The sequence below is a fragment of the Rhodococcus sp. NPDC006774 genome (assembly GCF_040636045.1).
Classification (GTDB): domain Bacteria; phylum Actinomycetota; class Actinomycetes; order Mycobacteriales; family Mycobacteriaceae; genus Rhodococcoides.
This window is the reverse complement of record NZ_JBEYIW010000005.1, coordinates 324,993-338,922: the sequence shown is the minus strand read 5'-3', so window position 1 is coordinate 338,922 and position 13,930 is coordinate 324,993. Positions and strand designations below refer to the sequence as shown.

12 protein-coding genes are annotated in these 13,930 nt (G+C 64.9%); 9 read left to right on the top strand and 3 right to left on the bottom strand.

Annotated features, from left to right (window positions below; all coding sequences use genetic code 11):
• Positions 1 to 193: 193 nt before the first annotated feature.
• The 5 genes from lysX to ABZ677_RS10865 all read left to right on the top strand — a co-directional run bounded on the left by lysX (position 194) and on the right by ABZ677_RS10865 (position 6,715).
• Positions 194 to 3,505 carry a bifunctional lysylphosphatidylglycerol synthetase/lysine--tRNA ligase LysX gene (gene lysX / locus ABZ677_RS10885; protein WP_358369162.1) on the top strand — a complete coding sequence of 1,104 codons (3,312 nt, stop codon included), beginning with the start codon at positions 194 to 196 and terminating at the stop codon, positions 3,503 to 3,505.
• Between the two features lie 109 nt (positions 3,506 to 3,614).
• A complete protein-coding gene (locus ABZ677_RS10880) occupies positions 3,615 to 4,511 on the top strand; it encodes an alpha/beta hydrolase (RefSeq protein ID WP_176460695.1) in 897 nt (298 codons plus the stop codon).
• 100 nt (positions 4,512 to 4,611) lie between these two features.
• Entirely contained in the window at positions 4,612 to 5,616 is a 1,005-nt protein-coding gene (locus tag ABZ677_RS10875; RefSeq protein ID WP_032378786.1) for a beta-ketoacyl-ACP synthase III, read from the top strand.
• Positions 5,617 to 5,785: 169 nt separating this feature from the next.
• Positions 5,786 to 6,187, top strand: coding sequence for a PPOX class F420-dependent oxidoreductase (locus ABZ677_RS10870; RefSeq protein ID WP_037195361.1), 402 nt, complete (start codon positions 5,786 to 5,788; stop codon positions 6,185 to 6,187).
• A gap of 51 nt (positions 6,188 to 6,238) precedes the next feature.
• Positions 6,239 to 6,715, top strand: a complete 477-nt coding sequence (locus ABZ677_RS10865; protein WP_358369157.1) for a DUF4190 domain-containing protein — start codon at positions 6,239 to 6,241, stop codon at positions 6,713 to 6,715.
• Here ABZ677_RS10865 and ABZ677_RS10860 read toward each other — a convergent pair.
• Positions 6,704 to 7,930, bottom strand: coding sequence for an MFS transporter (locus ABZ677_RS10860; protein WP_358369154.1), 1,227 nt, complete (start codon positions 7,928 to 7,930; stop codon positions 6,704 to 6,706). The genes ABZ677_RS10865 and ABZ677_RS10860 overlap by 12 nt on opposite strands.
• Before the next feature lie 83 nt (positions 7,931 to 8,013).
• On the opposite strand from ABZ677_RS10860, the gene ABZ677_RS10855 reads away from it, so the two are divergent.
• The 3 genes from ABZ677_RS10855 to ABZ677_RS10845 all read left to right on the top strand — a co-directional run bounded on the left by ABZ677_RS10855 (position 8,014) and on the right by ABZ677_RS10845 (position 11,143).
• Complete coding sequence (locus ABZ677_RS10855; RefSeq protein WP_037195730.1) at positions 8,014 to 8,925, top strand: LysR family transcriptional regulator; 912 nt, start codon at positions 8,014 to 8,016, stop codon at positions 8,923 to 8,925.
• 4 nt (positions 8,926 to 8,929) lie between these two features.
• Positions 8,930 to 9,544, top strand: coding sequence for a histidine phosphatase family protein (locus ABZ677_RS10850; RefSeq protein ID WP_358369151.1), 615 nt, complete (start codon positions 8,930 to 8,932; stop codon positions 9,542 to 9,544).
• Positions 9,545 to 9,631: 87 nt separating this feature from the next.
• Positions 9,632 to 11,143, top strand: coding sequence for a phage infection protein (locus ABZ677_RS10845; protein WP_358369149.1), 1,512 nt, complete (start codon positions 9,632 to 9,634; stop codon positions 11,141 to 11,143).
• On the opposite strand, the gene ABZ677_RS10840 is transcribed toward ABZ677_RS10845, so the two are convergent.
• Entirely contained in the window at positions 11,078 to 11,374 is a 297-nt protein-coding gene (locus ABZ677_RS10840; protein WP_037195354.1) for a putative quinol monooxygenase, read from the bottom strand. The genes ABZ677_RS10845 and ABZ677_RS10840 overlap by 66 nt on opposite strands.
• A gap of 99 nt (positions 11,375 to 11,473) precedes the next feature.
• Between ABZ677_RS10840 and ABZ677_RS10835 the strand changes: the two genes are divergently transcribed.
• A complete protein-coding gene (locus tag ABZ677_RS10835; RefSeq protein WP_094632138.1) occupies positions 11,474 to 13,000 on the top strand; it encodes an MFS transporter in 1,527 nt (508 codons plus the stop codon).
• On the opposite strand, the gene ABZ677_RS10830 is transcribed toward ABZ677_RS10835, so the two are convergent.
• The gene (locus ABZ677_RS10830; protein ID WP_037195350.1) at positions 12,979 to 13,884 is read right to left on the bottom strand and encodes a cutinase family protein; all 906 of its coding nucleotides are present in this window, start codon (positions 13,882 to 13,884) and stop codon (positions 12,979 to 12,981) included. The two genes, ABZ677_RS10835 and ABZ677_RS10830, sit on opposite strands and share 22 nt — an antisense overlap.
• Positions 13,885 to 13,930: the final 46 nt, after the last annotated feature.

Here is a 13,930-nt window from a genome sequence, read left to right as displayed (position 1 = left end):
CTCAATGCGTTCGCGATCACCTTCGAAGGACGCATCACCCCGAACGGTAACTAACCGACACCGAGGTCGGATCCACCGTTAATCGGACACTCCCTCACATTGAGTGGACGGTCGGGTCCGGCAATGGGGAACTGACTCGGTCGGCGGGGATACCGTCTACGTTGCAAGTGCATTCTGACTTCGGGAGTGAGATATGACGGCGACAGCAGTTCCCTCGGAGCGGTCCGGGTCCATGGCTCCGCGGTCGTTCGTGCCACCCGCGCGTGGTCGGTTGAGTGAGGTGCCCCATATCGCGGGGTTGGTGCTCGGCGTGTTCGCGGTGTTGTTGTTTCTGTGGAGTCTGTCGCCGACTCTTCGCTTCCTGATTCATGTTCCTCGCGAGTACGTGGACAGCTACTACTTCGATGCTCCCGATACGAGTTTGTCGTGGGCGTTGGTGGTCGGGTTGTTGGCGGCGGCGCTGGCGAGTCGCAAACGCATTGCGTGGTGGTTGTTGACGATCTACCTGGTGTTGTTGGCGATCACCAATGTCGTCGAGGGCATCACGGAGAAGGACGTCAGCTCGTGGATTGCACTGGCTGTGCATGTCGTGGTGACGGGGTTGTTGATCGCCGCGCGCAAGGAGTTCTACACCCGTGTGCGCCGCGGTGCGGTGTGGAAGGCGCTCGGCGTGCTCGTGCTGGGCGCCGCCATCGGGACGGTGATCGGGTGGGCGCTGGTGGCGTTGTTCCCCGGGTCGTTGCCGGAGAGTCAGACGTTCCTGTGGGCGTTCAATCGGGTCACGGCGTTGGCGACGGTGGACAACGAGCAGTTCGACGGCAGGCCGAACGGAATCGTCAACACGGCGTTGGGTCTGTTCGGAGCGTTGGCGTTGCTGGGGGCTGTCATCACGTTGTTTCGGTCTCAGCGGTCGAGCAATGCGCTCACCGGTCGCGACGAGTCCGCTCTCCGTGGCCTGCTGGACAAGTGGGGCGCCGACGATTCCCTCGGCTACTTCGCCACCCGACGAGACAAGGGCGTCATCTTCGCCACCAGTGGCAAGGCAGCGGTGACGTATCGCGTCGAGGTCGGTGTGTGTCTTGCCAGTGGTGACCCGATCGGCAACCCCGAGGCGTGGCCGCATGCGATATCCGAATGGTTGGACCTGGCCGAGAAGTACGGCTGGACCCCGGCTGTCATGGGAGCGAGCGAGATCGGCGCCACCGCGTACAAGCGGGCCGGCCTGAGCGTCCTCGAACTCGGCGACGAAGCAATCCTGAAAACCAAAGATTTCAACCTCAATGGACGCGAGATGCGCCCCGTGCGTCAGGCGGTCAACCGGGCTCGCAAGGCGGGTGTTGTGGTCACCGTGCGTCGTCATCGGGATATTTCGTCGGAGGAGATGTCGGAGATCATTGCGTGCGCGGATGCGTGGCGCGATACCGAAACCGAGCGTGGTTTCTCGATGGCATTGGGCAGGCTGGGTGATCCGCTGGACGGCGATTGCCTTCTGGTGCAGGCAGTTCAGGGTGAGAAGGTGATCGGTGTTCTCTCGTTGGTCCCGTGGGGTCGTACCGGTGCATCGCTGGATCTGATGCGCCGGGATCCGGCGTCGCCCAACGGCGTGATCGAACTGATGGTGACCGAGCTCGCCACCGGCGCAGATCATTTCGGTATCAGCAAGATCTCGCTGAACTTCGCGGTGTTCCGCGCGGCGTTCGAGGAGGGCAGCCGGATCGGGGCCGGGCCGGTGTTGCGGATCTGGCGAAGCGTGCTGGTGTTCTTCTCCCGGTGGTGGCAGCTCGAGGCACTGTATCGCTCGAACGTGAAGTACCTTCCGGAATGGGAGCCGCGCTACCTCTGCTTCGCCGACAATCGGGTGTTGCCCAAGGTCGGCGTCGCGTCGGCCATCGCCGAAGGCTTCCTGACTCTTCCGACCTTCCGACGGGCCTCGAAGCACACCGGTTCCCACGTCGCGGTGCCCGCAGCTCTGGCCGACGCCGCCGACATTCATCCCGACGGCAGTGGACCCGACAGCGTTCCGGACGAGCCGACGCCGGGCCGGAAGCGTCCCGACCAGGTGCGCGTGCGCATGTCGAAGCTCGATCGTCTCGAACGCGAGGGCACCGAGGGCTATCCCGTCGCGTATCCCCCGACCCACACCGTCGAGGCAGCGGTGGCGTCGCCGCAGGGCACAACGGTGCGAATCGCCGGACGCATTCTGCGTATCCGTGACTACGGCAGCGTGTCCTTCGCCGTCATCCGTGACTGGTCGGCCGATATCCAGGTGCTGTTCGACCGCGAACGCGTCGGCGACAGAATCGAAGAATTCGATGCCGACTTCGACCTGGGTGACCTCATCGAGGTCAGCGGCACCATCGGGTACAGCAGGCGTGGTGAGCTCTCCCTGCTGGCCACCGAGTGGCGCATGAACGCCAAGTGCCTGCATCCGTTGCCGGACAAGTACCGCGGTCTCACCGATCCGGAAGCTCGGGTGCGGCAGCGTTACGTGGACCTGGCGATCAATCGGGATGCTCGAGCTCTGCTGATCGCACGCTCGAATGTGGTCAAATCCCTCCGTGATTCGCTGGCAGAGCGCGGGTACATGGAAGTCGAGACACCGATTCTGCAGCAGGTGCACGGCGGTGCGAACGCCGCGCCGTTCGTCACCCACATCAATGCCTACAACCTCGATCTCTACCTGCGAATCGCCCCGGAGCTGTATCTCAAGCGCCTGTGCGTCGGCGGCATGGAGAAGGTGTTCGAGATCGGGCGTGTGTTCCGCAACGAAGGAGCGGACTTCAAACACAATCCCGAGTTCACGATCCTCGAGGCGTACGAGGCCCACAGCGACTACGAACGCGCAATGGTGTTGTGCCGCCAATTGATTCAACGGGCTGCTGTTGCGGCGCACGGACGCGAGATCATCCTGCGTCCCGACGGCCCGAACGGAGAGATGATCGAGATCGACATCTCCGGCGAGTGGCCCGTCAAGACGCTGCACGGTGCCGTCGCCGAGAAGTTGGGCGTACCCGTCGAACCGTCGACCCCATTGGGCGAACTGCAACGCCTGTGCGACGAGAACGGCATCCCGTACGAGAAGACCTGGGATGCGGGAGCCGTCGCGCAGGGAATGTACGAGCATCTCGTCGAGGACTACACGGAATTCCCCACCTTCTACAAGGACTTCCCGACGTCGATGTCGCCGTTGACGAGGCCGCATCGGAGCATCCCCGGGGTCGCAGAGAAGTGGGATCTCGTCGCGTGGGGTGTCGAGTTGGGTACCGCGTACAGCGAACTGACGGACCCGGTCGATCAGCGGCAGCGACTGACCGAACAGTCTCTGCTCGCGGCCGGGGGCGACGAGGAGGCGATGAGCTTGGACGAGGACTTCCTGCAGGCACTCGAGCACGGGATGCCGCCGACCGGTGGTCTCGGCATGGGCGTCGACCGGGTCGTCATGCTCATCACCGGAGGCAGCATCCGCGAAACGTTGGCGTTCCCGCTGGCCAAGCCGCGTCAATGACCTCCGCCACGACCCCATCCGCGAGGCCGAGTGTGAAAAACCGGGAAAATGATGGAAACTGGACGGTGAAACAGACGGCAGGTCGGCTGAGCATCGTGGGGAACCAAATATGGACAACGGGGATCGAGCCGAACGCAGTGCGTTGTTTCCCGTGAAACATCCGCCCGGTCGATACGTCGAGGTGGACGGACAACGTCTGCACCTGCTCGTACGCGGAACCGGCCCCACGGTGGTCCTCTGCGGAGGCCTCGGCAGCAATTGGTTCGACTGGAACGACACCGTCGACATCTTGAGCGCCCACCATCACGTGGTCGTTCTCGACCGCCCTGGCTTCGGACTCAGCGACCCCCTGCCCGTCGGTGCCACGCCCACCGTCCACGGAGAGGCAGACAGGATCATCGGCGTCCTCGACGCACTCGGAGTCACCGAGCCGGCCGTCGTCGCAGGTCATTCGATTGCCGGCTTCTACGCAGAAGCCGTCGCCCGGCTGTACCCGTCGCGCATCCGCGGGATTCTGTTGCTCGATTCCAGCGCAGAATCCGACCCCCGACGTTTCATCCCGGCTGCCGTGCGTGTCGAGGCCGCGCACGTGATCGCAACGATGCTCAGCAAAACCGGCGTGCAGAAACTGATCGGACCGCGTGTGCGCCGCATCCTCAACCAAGCGACACCGCCCGACGGCACACCGCAGGAGACATTCGACTGGGTCGACGACATCTATCGCAGACCCACCTACCTCGCCGCCGCGCTGGTGGAGGACGTCGTCTACCCGGATCTCTCGGTCGAACTGAACCGCATCCGTAAGCAGTTCCGACTCGGTGTGCCCGTCATCGTGGCGGCCGCACACACGGGCAGGCCGTCGCCGTGGGGCAAGAGATGGGTACGGACACAGCGCAAACTCGCTGCCTACCTGCAAGCGGATTTCACCGTCGTCATGCCCGCCCATCACCACGCCATGATCGACAAACCCGCCGAGGTCGCGGCCCTCATCGCCGAACTGGTGTGAACTCCTCGCGGCGACGCACGTAACGTGTGTCACCGAGCCCGCAGCCCAAGACCCGAGCCGAAGCTCGGCGATGGCGCGGTAGCACGAGAGGAAATTGAAGATGGGTGCGATCAGCACGACGCAGGGACGACAGTCGAAACTACTCGGACTCGGCGTTCACCGCCCCGAACGAGTCGTGACCAACGACGAGATCTGCGAATTCATCGACTCGAGCGACGAGTGGATCCAGACGCGATCGGGAATCAAGAACCGGCGCTTCGCCGATCCCAAGGAAAACGTCGTGGAGATGTCCATCGCAGCAGGCCGCAAGGCCCTCGAGGCCAGCGGAATCACGGCCGACCAAGTCGACACCGTCATCGTCGCCACCTCGACGCATCTCGAACTGACACCCCAGGCAGCTGCGAAAGTAGCGCACGGACTCGGCACCAAGGGGCCGGCCGCATTCGACATCTGCGCCGGCTGCGCAGGCTTCTGCTACTCCCTCGCCGTCGCATCGGACCTGGTCAAGGCCGGAACCTCCAAGTACGTCCTCGTCATCGGTGCAGAACAGCTCAGCGTCACCACCGACCCCTACGACCGCACCACGCGATTCATCTTCGCCGACGGTGCCGGTGCCGTGGTCGTCGGACAGAGTGACGAAACCGAGATCGGGCCCGCCGTCTGGGGCTCGGACGGCTCGCAATCCGACGCCATCGTCCAGACAACCGACTGGTACGACTACATCACCGAGGAAGGCCTCGAACGACCCTGGATCCGGATGAACGGAATCTCCGTCTTCCGCTGGGCCGCATTCGAAATGGGCAAAGCCGCGCAGCGGGTCCTCGACGTCGCCGGCATCAAGACCGACGAACTGCACGCCTTCATCCCCCACCAGGCAAACAGCCGCATCACCGAACTGCTGGCCAAGAGCCTGAACCTCGCCGACGGCACCCCGGTCGCCAACGACATCGCCGAAACCGGCAACACCTCGGCTGCCTCGATCCCCCTGGCCATGGAAGAACTACTGCGCACCGGCAAAGCAAAAGCAGGAGACACCGCACTGCTACTCGCCTTCGGTGCCGGACTCTCCTACGCCGGACAGGTAGTCAAACTCCCCAACCTGTAGTCCCACATCCACACCGAGTGCACCCGATTCCCGAGTGCACCCGCAACCCCAGTCCACTCGATGTGACATTCAGTGGCCTTTTCGGCAGTCAATGTCACATCGAGTGGACTTCGGGGGCGGTGTGGGCGGAAGCAAGACCGCTGCGGGGGTCGAGTCGTAAGGTTGTCGTATGCCGAAGCCCCCGTTGCCCGATGCTGCTGTGGAATTGTTGAAGAAGCCGAATCCCGCCGTCATGGCTGTGGTTCGTGCCGATGGAACGCCGATCACCGCACCCACCTGGTATTTGTGGGAGGACGGGAAGGTCGTGCTCAATTTCGACGCGTCTCGGAAGCGTCTCGAGCACATCAGGGCCAATCCGAAGGTCTCCATTTCGGTGTTGGACGAGGCCAGTTGGTACACCCATGTGACGGTGCACGGCTCGATCGAGTTGCAGGACGATCCCGATCTGGTGGATATCGATCGCATTTCGACGCACTACACCGGTAATCCGTATCCGGTTCGGGATCAGCCTCGGGTGACCGGTTACGTCACCGTCGACGCGTATGTGGGCTGGGGCAAGCTCGGCACGTAGCGTCGCGAGAGAACGGTTGCGACGGCTGTCCCGAGGTGCCACACTCCCGCCATGGGTTATCCGCAGGGTGATGGCAGCGATTCGTTCGACGCGTCCAGGAAGGACGAGTCGTACGGGGATTCGCAGCAGTACCCTCCGTACCTGGACCCGAACGCCCAGCACCAGCAGTACCCTCCGAACCCGCAGTACCAAAACGCCCAGTATCAAAACCCGCAATACGCCAACCCCTACTACGGGAATGCACCGTATGCCGGCGGGTATCAGGCTCCCGCGTCCACGAACACGTTGGCGATCGTGTCGCTGGTGCTGGGCATTCTCGGTCTGACGTTCATTCCGTTGCTTGCGTCGGTGTGCGCGGTGGTGTGTGGCCACATTGCGCGCGGTCAGATCAAGCGCACCGGCGAAGGCGGGTCGGGGTTCGCGACCGCAGGGCTGATCATCGGTTACGTCTCGATCGCACTGTTCGTCGTCATCGTGGGTGCGATCGTCATTTTCGCCATCGCTGCCGCGAACACATCAACCTACTGATACCGGCTGCGCCAATCGGCCGTGCAGACATGCGGCCCACACGCCTGCGATCAGTGCCAACGCAATGACGAACAGCGCCAACGCGTTCCATCCCAACGACTGGAACACGACGCCGCCGATCCATCCGACCATGGACGATCCGCCGTAGTAGAAGAGGTTGTACAGCGAGGTCGCCTGCGCGCGGCCGTGAACGGCGCGTTGTCCGGTCCAGCCCGACGCGATGGCGTGGGCCGCAAAGAATCCCATGGTCAGGATCACCAGGCCGGTCAGAATGACGACGAGATTCGACGCCATCGTCAGGGCCACTCCGGCGATCATCGTTGCGGTGGATCCGGCGAGCACCATCGACCTGCCGTGCTTCGTCGCGAGCTTGCCCGCTACCCGTGAGGACACCGTACCGCTGAGGTACGCCACGAAGATCAGGCTGATCAGAGACTGTGGGAGCCCGAAAGGCACGGCCTCCAAACGGAATCCGAGGTAGTTGTAGATCGCGACAAACCCGCCCATCAGCAGGAATCCCTGGCCGTAGAGTGCCGCCATCCCCGGTTCGCGCAGGTTCACCAAGAGCCTTCCCGGCAGGTCGCGAATCTGGCTGTGCACCAGCGTCATTCGCGGTTTCGGTGCAAGCCACACGAACAGCGCGGCGGCGAGGGCCGCGATCAGCGAGACGGTCAGGGTGCCGATGCGCCAGTTGGTGTATTCCGCAACGGGTCCGGCGACGATGCGACCGAGCAGTCCGCCGAGCGTCGTGCCGGACACGTACGTCGCCGCGGCCAAGGCAGTGTGACTGCGATGCACCTCTTCGCTGAGATACGCGATCGCTATGGCGGGGAGACCGCCCAGTGCGGCACCTTCGAAGAATCGAACGACCAGAAGGACTTCGAGCGACGGCGCGAGCGGTACCAGCAGTCCCAACGTCGTGGCGGTGAGGATCGACGCCGTCATGGCCCGGACTCGACCGATGCGATCGGCCGCAACCGACCAGGGAATGACCGACACCGCGACGCCGACCGTCGCGAGTCCGACGGCGAGCGAGGACAGCGACGGGGTGATGTCGAGATTGGCGGCGATGAGCGGCAGGATTCCCTGCACCGAGTACAGCTGAGCGAACGTTGCGACGCCGGCGAACAGCAGGGCCAGGACCAGTCGGCGGTATTCGCGCGATCCCTTCGGGTGTCCCTCCCACCCGAGGACCTCGGGCTGCGTCGTAGTCATGGAGATCACGTTAGAAGCGCTCACGGTATTCGTCCAATGCATGAGACATGGCAAACCGATACACCAGCGATATGATTCGTCTCATGCGTCGCGAAGCGATCGAACTGCTGCCGCTGCTGCCGACCCTCGTGGCGGTGGCCGACACCGAACACATCACCGACGCCGCGCACGTGCTGGGCCTTCCACAGCCCACCGTCAGTCGGCAGGTGGCCCGCGCGTCGGCGATCCTGGGCGTCGACATCGTCGAACGACGCGGCCGCGGAATCGTGCTCACCAGCACCGGCCGAGTGCTGATTCCGTACCTGCAGCGAGCGTTGAGCGATATCGATGCCGGCATCGACGCCATGACCGAGCACGACGCTCGGGCCCGCGGCCGTATCGCAGTGGCGTTTCAGAACACCCTGGGCGAGGACGTCGTACCGGCGCTGATCCGGCAGTTCCGCGTCGACCACCCGGCCGTCACGTTCGATCTGGATCAGGGTGCCCGCGCGCGCTGCCTCGACCGTCTCGCCGATGGAGTCTCCGACCTGGCGTTCGTCTCTCTCAGCGCCGAGCACACCGACGACAATTCGTTCCAGCTCTACGACGAGAGGCTGATGCTCGTGGTCCCGGCCGATCATCGCCTGGCCACCCGCAGATCGGTCGATCTCGCCGACACCGCCGACGAGAACTACATCGCGATGGGCCACGGTTTCGGCATGCGGTCGATCTGCGACGAGTTGTGGGCGGACGCCGGTTTCAGCCCGCGCATCGCCTTCGAGGGGCAGGACACCCACACGGTGCGCGGACTCGTCGGGGCCGGACTCGGCATCGCCATCCTGCCGCGGATCCGAGCGCACGGCGGAGAAGGAGGAACCGTCGACATCGGGCTCACCCAGCCCGCGGCTCGTCGACGTATCGGCATGGTGTGGGATCCGCAGGCCGATTCGCCGCGTCAGGTCGCGGCCTTCCGATCGATGGTGCAGCGCAGCGGCCGCACACTCGTGATTAGGTGAGTCGATGCAACTGGTTCTGGTGCGGCACGCGCTGCCACAACGGTCGGAGACCTCGGCCGATCCCGCTCTCGCCGACCTCGGCGTCGAACAATCTCTGCGGGTGCCGGGTGCAGTGGCCCGATTCCCGATCTCCCGAGTCGTGTCGAGTTCGCAGCTGCGCGCCGTCCAGACGGCGCAGCCTCTTGCCGATCGGCTCGGTCTGACCGTCGAGTCCGACGAGCGCGTGACCGAATACGATCGCGACTTCGGCGGGTACGTTCCGATCGAGTCGGCCAAGACCGAATTCCGGGAGGCATTCGATCGCATCAAGGCCGGGCATCTTCCCGAACAGGTCGACGAGCAGGCATTCCGGCAGCGAGTCCTGGCCGGTGTCGCCGATATCGTCGCGGCCGCCGCACACACCGACACCGTGGCGCTCTTCGCCCACGGCGGCGTGATCAACATCCTGCTGCAGGACATTCTGCAGGTCCCGAAGGTGCTCGGCTTCCCGATCGACTACTGCTCGGTGACGCGTGTGCTGTTCTCGCGCAGTGGCGCGAGGTCGGTCTCCTCGGTGAACGAGACCGAGCATGTGTGGGACCTGCTGCCCCGCAACCGGCAATCCACAGAGAGCTCTTAAACTCCCAGGTAGAGGGCATGAAACGCGGCGTCGACGGCCATCGAGTGGTCGGCGAGGCCGTACTTGGCAGTTAGCCTCGAACCCATCATGGGTGAATTGCGTATCTTCCGACGTCCTGCCGTTGCTCTCACTGCGCTGGCGTTTCCTCTGGTGGCGGTGGGTGCTTTTGCACTGGGCACCGGCTACGACCTCGGCGGCGAATCCACGGCCACCACCACCGCCGCCACAGAGCAGGCACCGGACCAGCAGACGGCGGACCAGCAGACGGCGGATCCTCTGGCCGCGGCCAGGAGCAGCCTCAACAGCGCTTCGCTGCCCATCACCTTTCTCTCCAGCGGTATCGGTCAGCTGACCGACGGCGGCACGCAGCTCAACGACGGCGTCGGACAGCTCGCCGACGGCATCACCCAGGCGCACGACGGAACCATCCAGCTCGCCGACGGGTTCGGGCAGTACCGCGACGGCATCGGTCAGCTCGGGGACGGCGCGTCGCAGATCAGCGGTGGCGTCGACCAGGTTGTCGACCAACTCACCGGCTTCGGCGCTCTGCAGGCCGATTTCACTGCGAAACTCGCCGCCACCGCAGACCAGGTCGATCGCTTCCCGCACCCAGGATCCGACGCCATCTCCGGCGAGATCCGCGGGGTCATCGACACCCTGAACACCCAGGCATTCGGGCCCGACACCCTCGCCCAGCTGCAGACCCTCAAGGGCGGTGCTCAGCAGCTGTCCTCCGAACTCAACGACCCCAACAGTCAGTTCCTCGGTGCCACCGCACAGCTCGGCGACGCCACGGTCCAGCTGCGGGACGGACTGGGCCAGCTCGACGACGGCGGCCAACAGCTCAAAGCGGGCACCGATCAGCTCGTGACGTCCGTCGAGCCGGTCGAGGGAATCGTCAACGGCATCGCCACCAACGTGCGCGACGCCTCCGCGGCACTCCCGCAGGGAACCGCTGCCACCACCACCGACGACGCCGCCACGGACCAGAATCTCGCGGCCGTGACGACGTCCACCGGAACCGGTGCCACCCCGTATCTGATCGCAGCCCTGGTGGCTCTCGGAGCTCTGGGATGCGTCAGCCTCGTTCGAGTACTCGGCAAGGACAGCAGCCCACGACTGCTCTCGGTGGTTGCGGCCGTCGCCGCGGTCGGCGTCAGCGCCGCTGTGGCCTTCGCCTTCGCCACCGATGCGGCCCTCGGGCCGGTGCTCGGCGCAGGCGTCTTCCTGATCGTCTCCGCCGCGGCATATCTCGCCGCAGCGGGAGCGATTCAGCGAGTGCTCGGCGCCGTGGTCGGCCAGATCGTCAACGTCGTCGCGCTCGTGGTGCAGGTCGTCGTCTGCGGGTTCGCATACGCGTCGACCGCGCCCATCTGGGGCGATCTGGCGGCGTTCATGCCGATGAGTTACACCGCGGCCGGTGCCCGCATCATCGCGTCGGGCGAGATGAGCGGGACCGGCTGGCTCGCGATCGGTGCCACGGCGGCTCTGCTGGCCGTCTCGGCGCTGGTGTATGCGAGCGCGCGGGGTGACTCAGCCGACGGGCCGGAGCGGATGGATGGCGGGCGGAGCCGCGAGATGGGCACCGAACTCGCTTAGCGCCTGCTGCAGATGCGGGGTCTGCATGTGACCGTCGAGGTCCTCCTGCGACTTCCATACCTCGATGGTGACGAACGTGCCCGGCTCCACTGCTGACTCGAACAGCTCGTAGGAGATGTTCCCGTCTTCCTTGCGTGTTTCGGCGACGAGGGCCACCAGTCCGTCGCGCACGGCGTCGACGGCATCGGGCTTGGCGATGATCGTCGCGACGACCTTCAGATCGTTGCTCATGAGGCGTTGCTTCCTTCGTTCGGCGAGAGAGACATTCCTTCACCGAACGTACCCCCGACCCGCCTAAGCTGAGGTGTCCATTCGGGAAGGGAAGTCACAGTGAGCCAGACGGCAACCGACCAGCGCGCCACCAAGAAGGATTGGCTCGGCCTCGCAGTGTTGGTGGTGCCGATTCTCGTCGTGTCGATGGACATGTCGGTGCTGTACCTCGCTCTGCCGTTCATGACGGCCGATCTCGAACCCACCGGCAACCAGACACTGTGGATCCTCGACATCTACGGGTTCCTGCTCGCCGGCCTCCTCATCACCATGGGCTCACTCGGCGATCGGATCGGCCGTCGCACCCTGCTCATGATCGGTGCCGTCGTGTTCGGGGCCGCGTCACTCGCCGCGACGTTCTCCACCTCCCCCGAGATGCTGCTCGTCGCGCGTGCACTACTGGGCATCGGTGGAGCCACCATCGCACCGAGCACATTGTCCTTGATACGCAACATGTTTCACGACCCGACGCAACGCAAGGAAGCCATCGGCCTGTGGACCGCCGGCTTCGCGGGCGGTGCCGCGGTGGGACCTGTCATCGGAGGTGTTCTGCTCGAGCACTTCTGGTGGGGTTCGGTGTTCCTGATCAACATCCCGATCATGGTCGTACTCTTCGTCGCGGCCCCACTTCTGGTCCCCGAGTTCAAGGACACCGACCCCGGCAGATTCGACCCGATCAGCGTGGTCCTCGCGATCTCCTCGATGCTCTCGATCGTCTTCGCCATCAAACACGGCGCGCAGGAGGGAATCGACCTCGCAGCAGCCGTGAGTGCGGTGGCCGGGCTGGCATTGGGCGCGGTGTTCGTTCTCCGGCAGCGCAGGGCCGCGAACCCGCTGATCGACGTGACGCTGTTCGCCGAACGAGCCTTCAGCGCAGCTGTTGTGGTGCAGTTCCTGGTCATCTTCGCGATGACCGGATTCAGCCTCTTCGCCTCCCAGTACCTTCAGCTCGTCGTCGGTCTCGGACCGCTCGAAGCCGGCCTGTGGCTGCTGGTTCCCGCCGTCGCGGCCGCGGCCGGTGCCGTGCTCGCACCGACGCTCAGCAAGGTGATCCGGACGGGCACGATCATTGCGGGCGGACTGTTGTCCATCGCCATCGGTTGCACGGCAATGGCATTCGTGAACGCCGATTCCGGGCTACCGTTACTGCTCACCGGTATGGCCGTGCTGACCTTCGGGATCGGCGCTGCCTCGACGCTCAACTCCGACATCGTGCTCACCGCCGCGGCTCCCGAAAAGGCCGGGGCCGCATCGGCATTGTCCGAAACCGGAGCCGAATTGGGCGGAGCCGTCGGTATCGCCATCCTCGGCACGATCGGCAGTACCGTCTATCGACACCGCATGGACGACGCCATCCCCGCTCAGACGCCCGCCGAGATCGCCGATCCGGCACGAGAGACCATCGGTGGTGCCGTCGCCGTCGCCGATTACCTACCGGAGCCGTTCGCCTCGCAACTGACTGCAGTCGCGAACTCGTCGTTCATCGACGGCTTCACTCTTGCGTCGGGTGCGAGCGCCGTCCTGATGGCCGTCAGTGCGGTCACCGTCTTCGTGCTGCTCCGCCGTCAGACCGCGTCGGTGAGGTAGCGCGCCAACCACCGCGTCGCGGACTGGCCGTTCTCGACGTCGTAGCTCTGGTACTCCTGGTGGATGCCGGAGCGGTAGAACGCCTCGATCTCCCGCTGACGCTGAGCGTTCGCCTGGTCGGTGAGCTGGCCCTGCAACACCGGCAGACCACCGGCCGCTGCGAGGTCCGCGATCAGGGACTGTGCTTCCTGCGAGTACTGATCGGCAACGTTCGGCGCGGGGTTGGAGGACACTGCCAAGAAGCCGGCCAACCGCGCGACGTAATCGTCCTTGGGCGTCGAGCAGTACAGATCGCCGACGGCACAGAACGTCCGCACCACGGGGCTGACGTAGCCGAATCCGCCGACCCGGGGTCCACCGACACCGGTTCCGACTACGGCCGGCCCCACCAGAGCGTCGGTATCGGAGCGCTTCGGGTCGGAGATCAAGCCCACCGCCACCACCTTGTCCGCGGGAACGACGCCGACTCCGGTGCCGATGGCCGCGGCGAGATCGCCCGCCGCGTCCGCTCCCTGGCTGTAGCCGATGATGCCGAGTTTCGTAGCACCGCAACGATCCGCCATCGCCTTCAGCATCCCGCCTGCGTTGGCGACGGCTGCGGCGCGGGACTGCCCGTACACCTCACCCTCCCAGGGGAACGCGGTGGCGGGATACGAGACGTAGTCGGTGCGGATGCCGCTACCGAGACGATCGGTGACGTCGGTGAGCATCCCCGGCTTCGGTGCGGCACCCGAGCTCGTCTCCCAGGTTCCCGGAATGGCCACGACGTACATCGTCGGGCAATCGGCAGGGTCTGCGGCGGCGGGCGATGCCGCTCCGACGACCAGCCCGGACGCAACAGCTGCAGCGACGCCGATACCGGCGCAGATCTTCTTGACACTCATGGGGAGGGGGCCTCACTGGGTGATCGAACGCTTCGTTTGTTCGATC

Bases quoted from the DNA above. Each gene is read 5' to 3' on its own strand.
- lysX (WP_358369162.1), top strand. From the start codon at position 194: ATGACGGCGACAGCAGTTCCCTCGGAGCGGTCCGGGTCCATGGCTCCG.
- ABZ677_RS10880 (WP_176460695.1), top strand. From the start codon at position 3,615: ATGGACAACGGGGATCGAGCCGAACGCAGTGCGTTGTTTCCCGTGAAA.
- ABZ677_RS10875 (WP_032378786.1), top strand. From the start codon at position 4,612: ATGGGTGCGATCAGCACGACGCAGGGACGACAGTCGAAACTACTCGGA.
- ABZ677_RS10870 (WP_037195361.1), top strand. From the start codon at position 5,786: ATGCCGAAGCCCCCGTTGCCCGATGCTGCTGTGGAATTGTTGAAGAAG.
- ABZ677_RS10865 (WP_358369157.1), top strand. From the start codon at position 6,239: ATGGGTTATCCGCAGGGTGATGGCAGCGATTCGTTCGACGCGTCCAGG.
- ABZ677_RS10860 (WP_358369154.1), bottom strand. From the start codon at position 7,930: ATGACTACGACGCAGCCCGAGGTCCTCGGGTGGGAGGGACACCCGAAG.
- ABZ677_RS10855 (WP_037195730.1), top strand. From the start codon at position 8,014: ATGCGTCGCGAAGCGATCGAACTGCTGCCGCTGCTGCCGACCCTCGTG.
- ABZ677_RS10850 (WP_358369151.1), top strand. From the start codon at position 8,930: ATGCAACTGGTTCTGGTGCGGCACGCGCTGCCACAACGGTCGGAGACC.
- ABZ677_RS10845 (WP_358369149.1), top strand. From the start codon at position 9,632: ATGGGTGAATTGCGTATCTTCCGACGTCCTGCCGTTGCTCTCACTGCG.
- ABZ677_RS10840 (WP_037195354.1), bottom strand. From the start codon at position 11,374: ATGAGCAACGATCTGAAGGTCGTCGCGACGATCATCGCCAAGCCCGAT.
- ABZ677_RS10830 (WP_037195350.1), bottom strand. From the start codon at position 13,884: ATGAGTGTCAAGAAGATCTGCGCCGGTATCGGCGTCGCTGCAGCTGTT.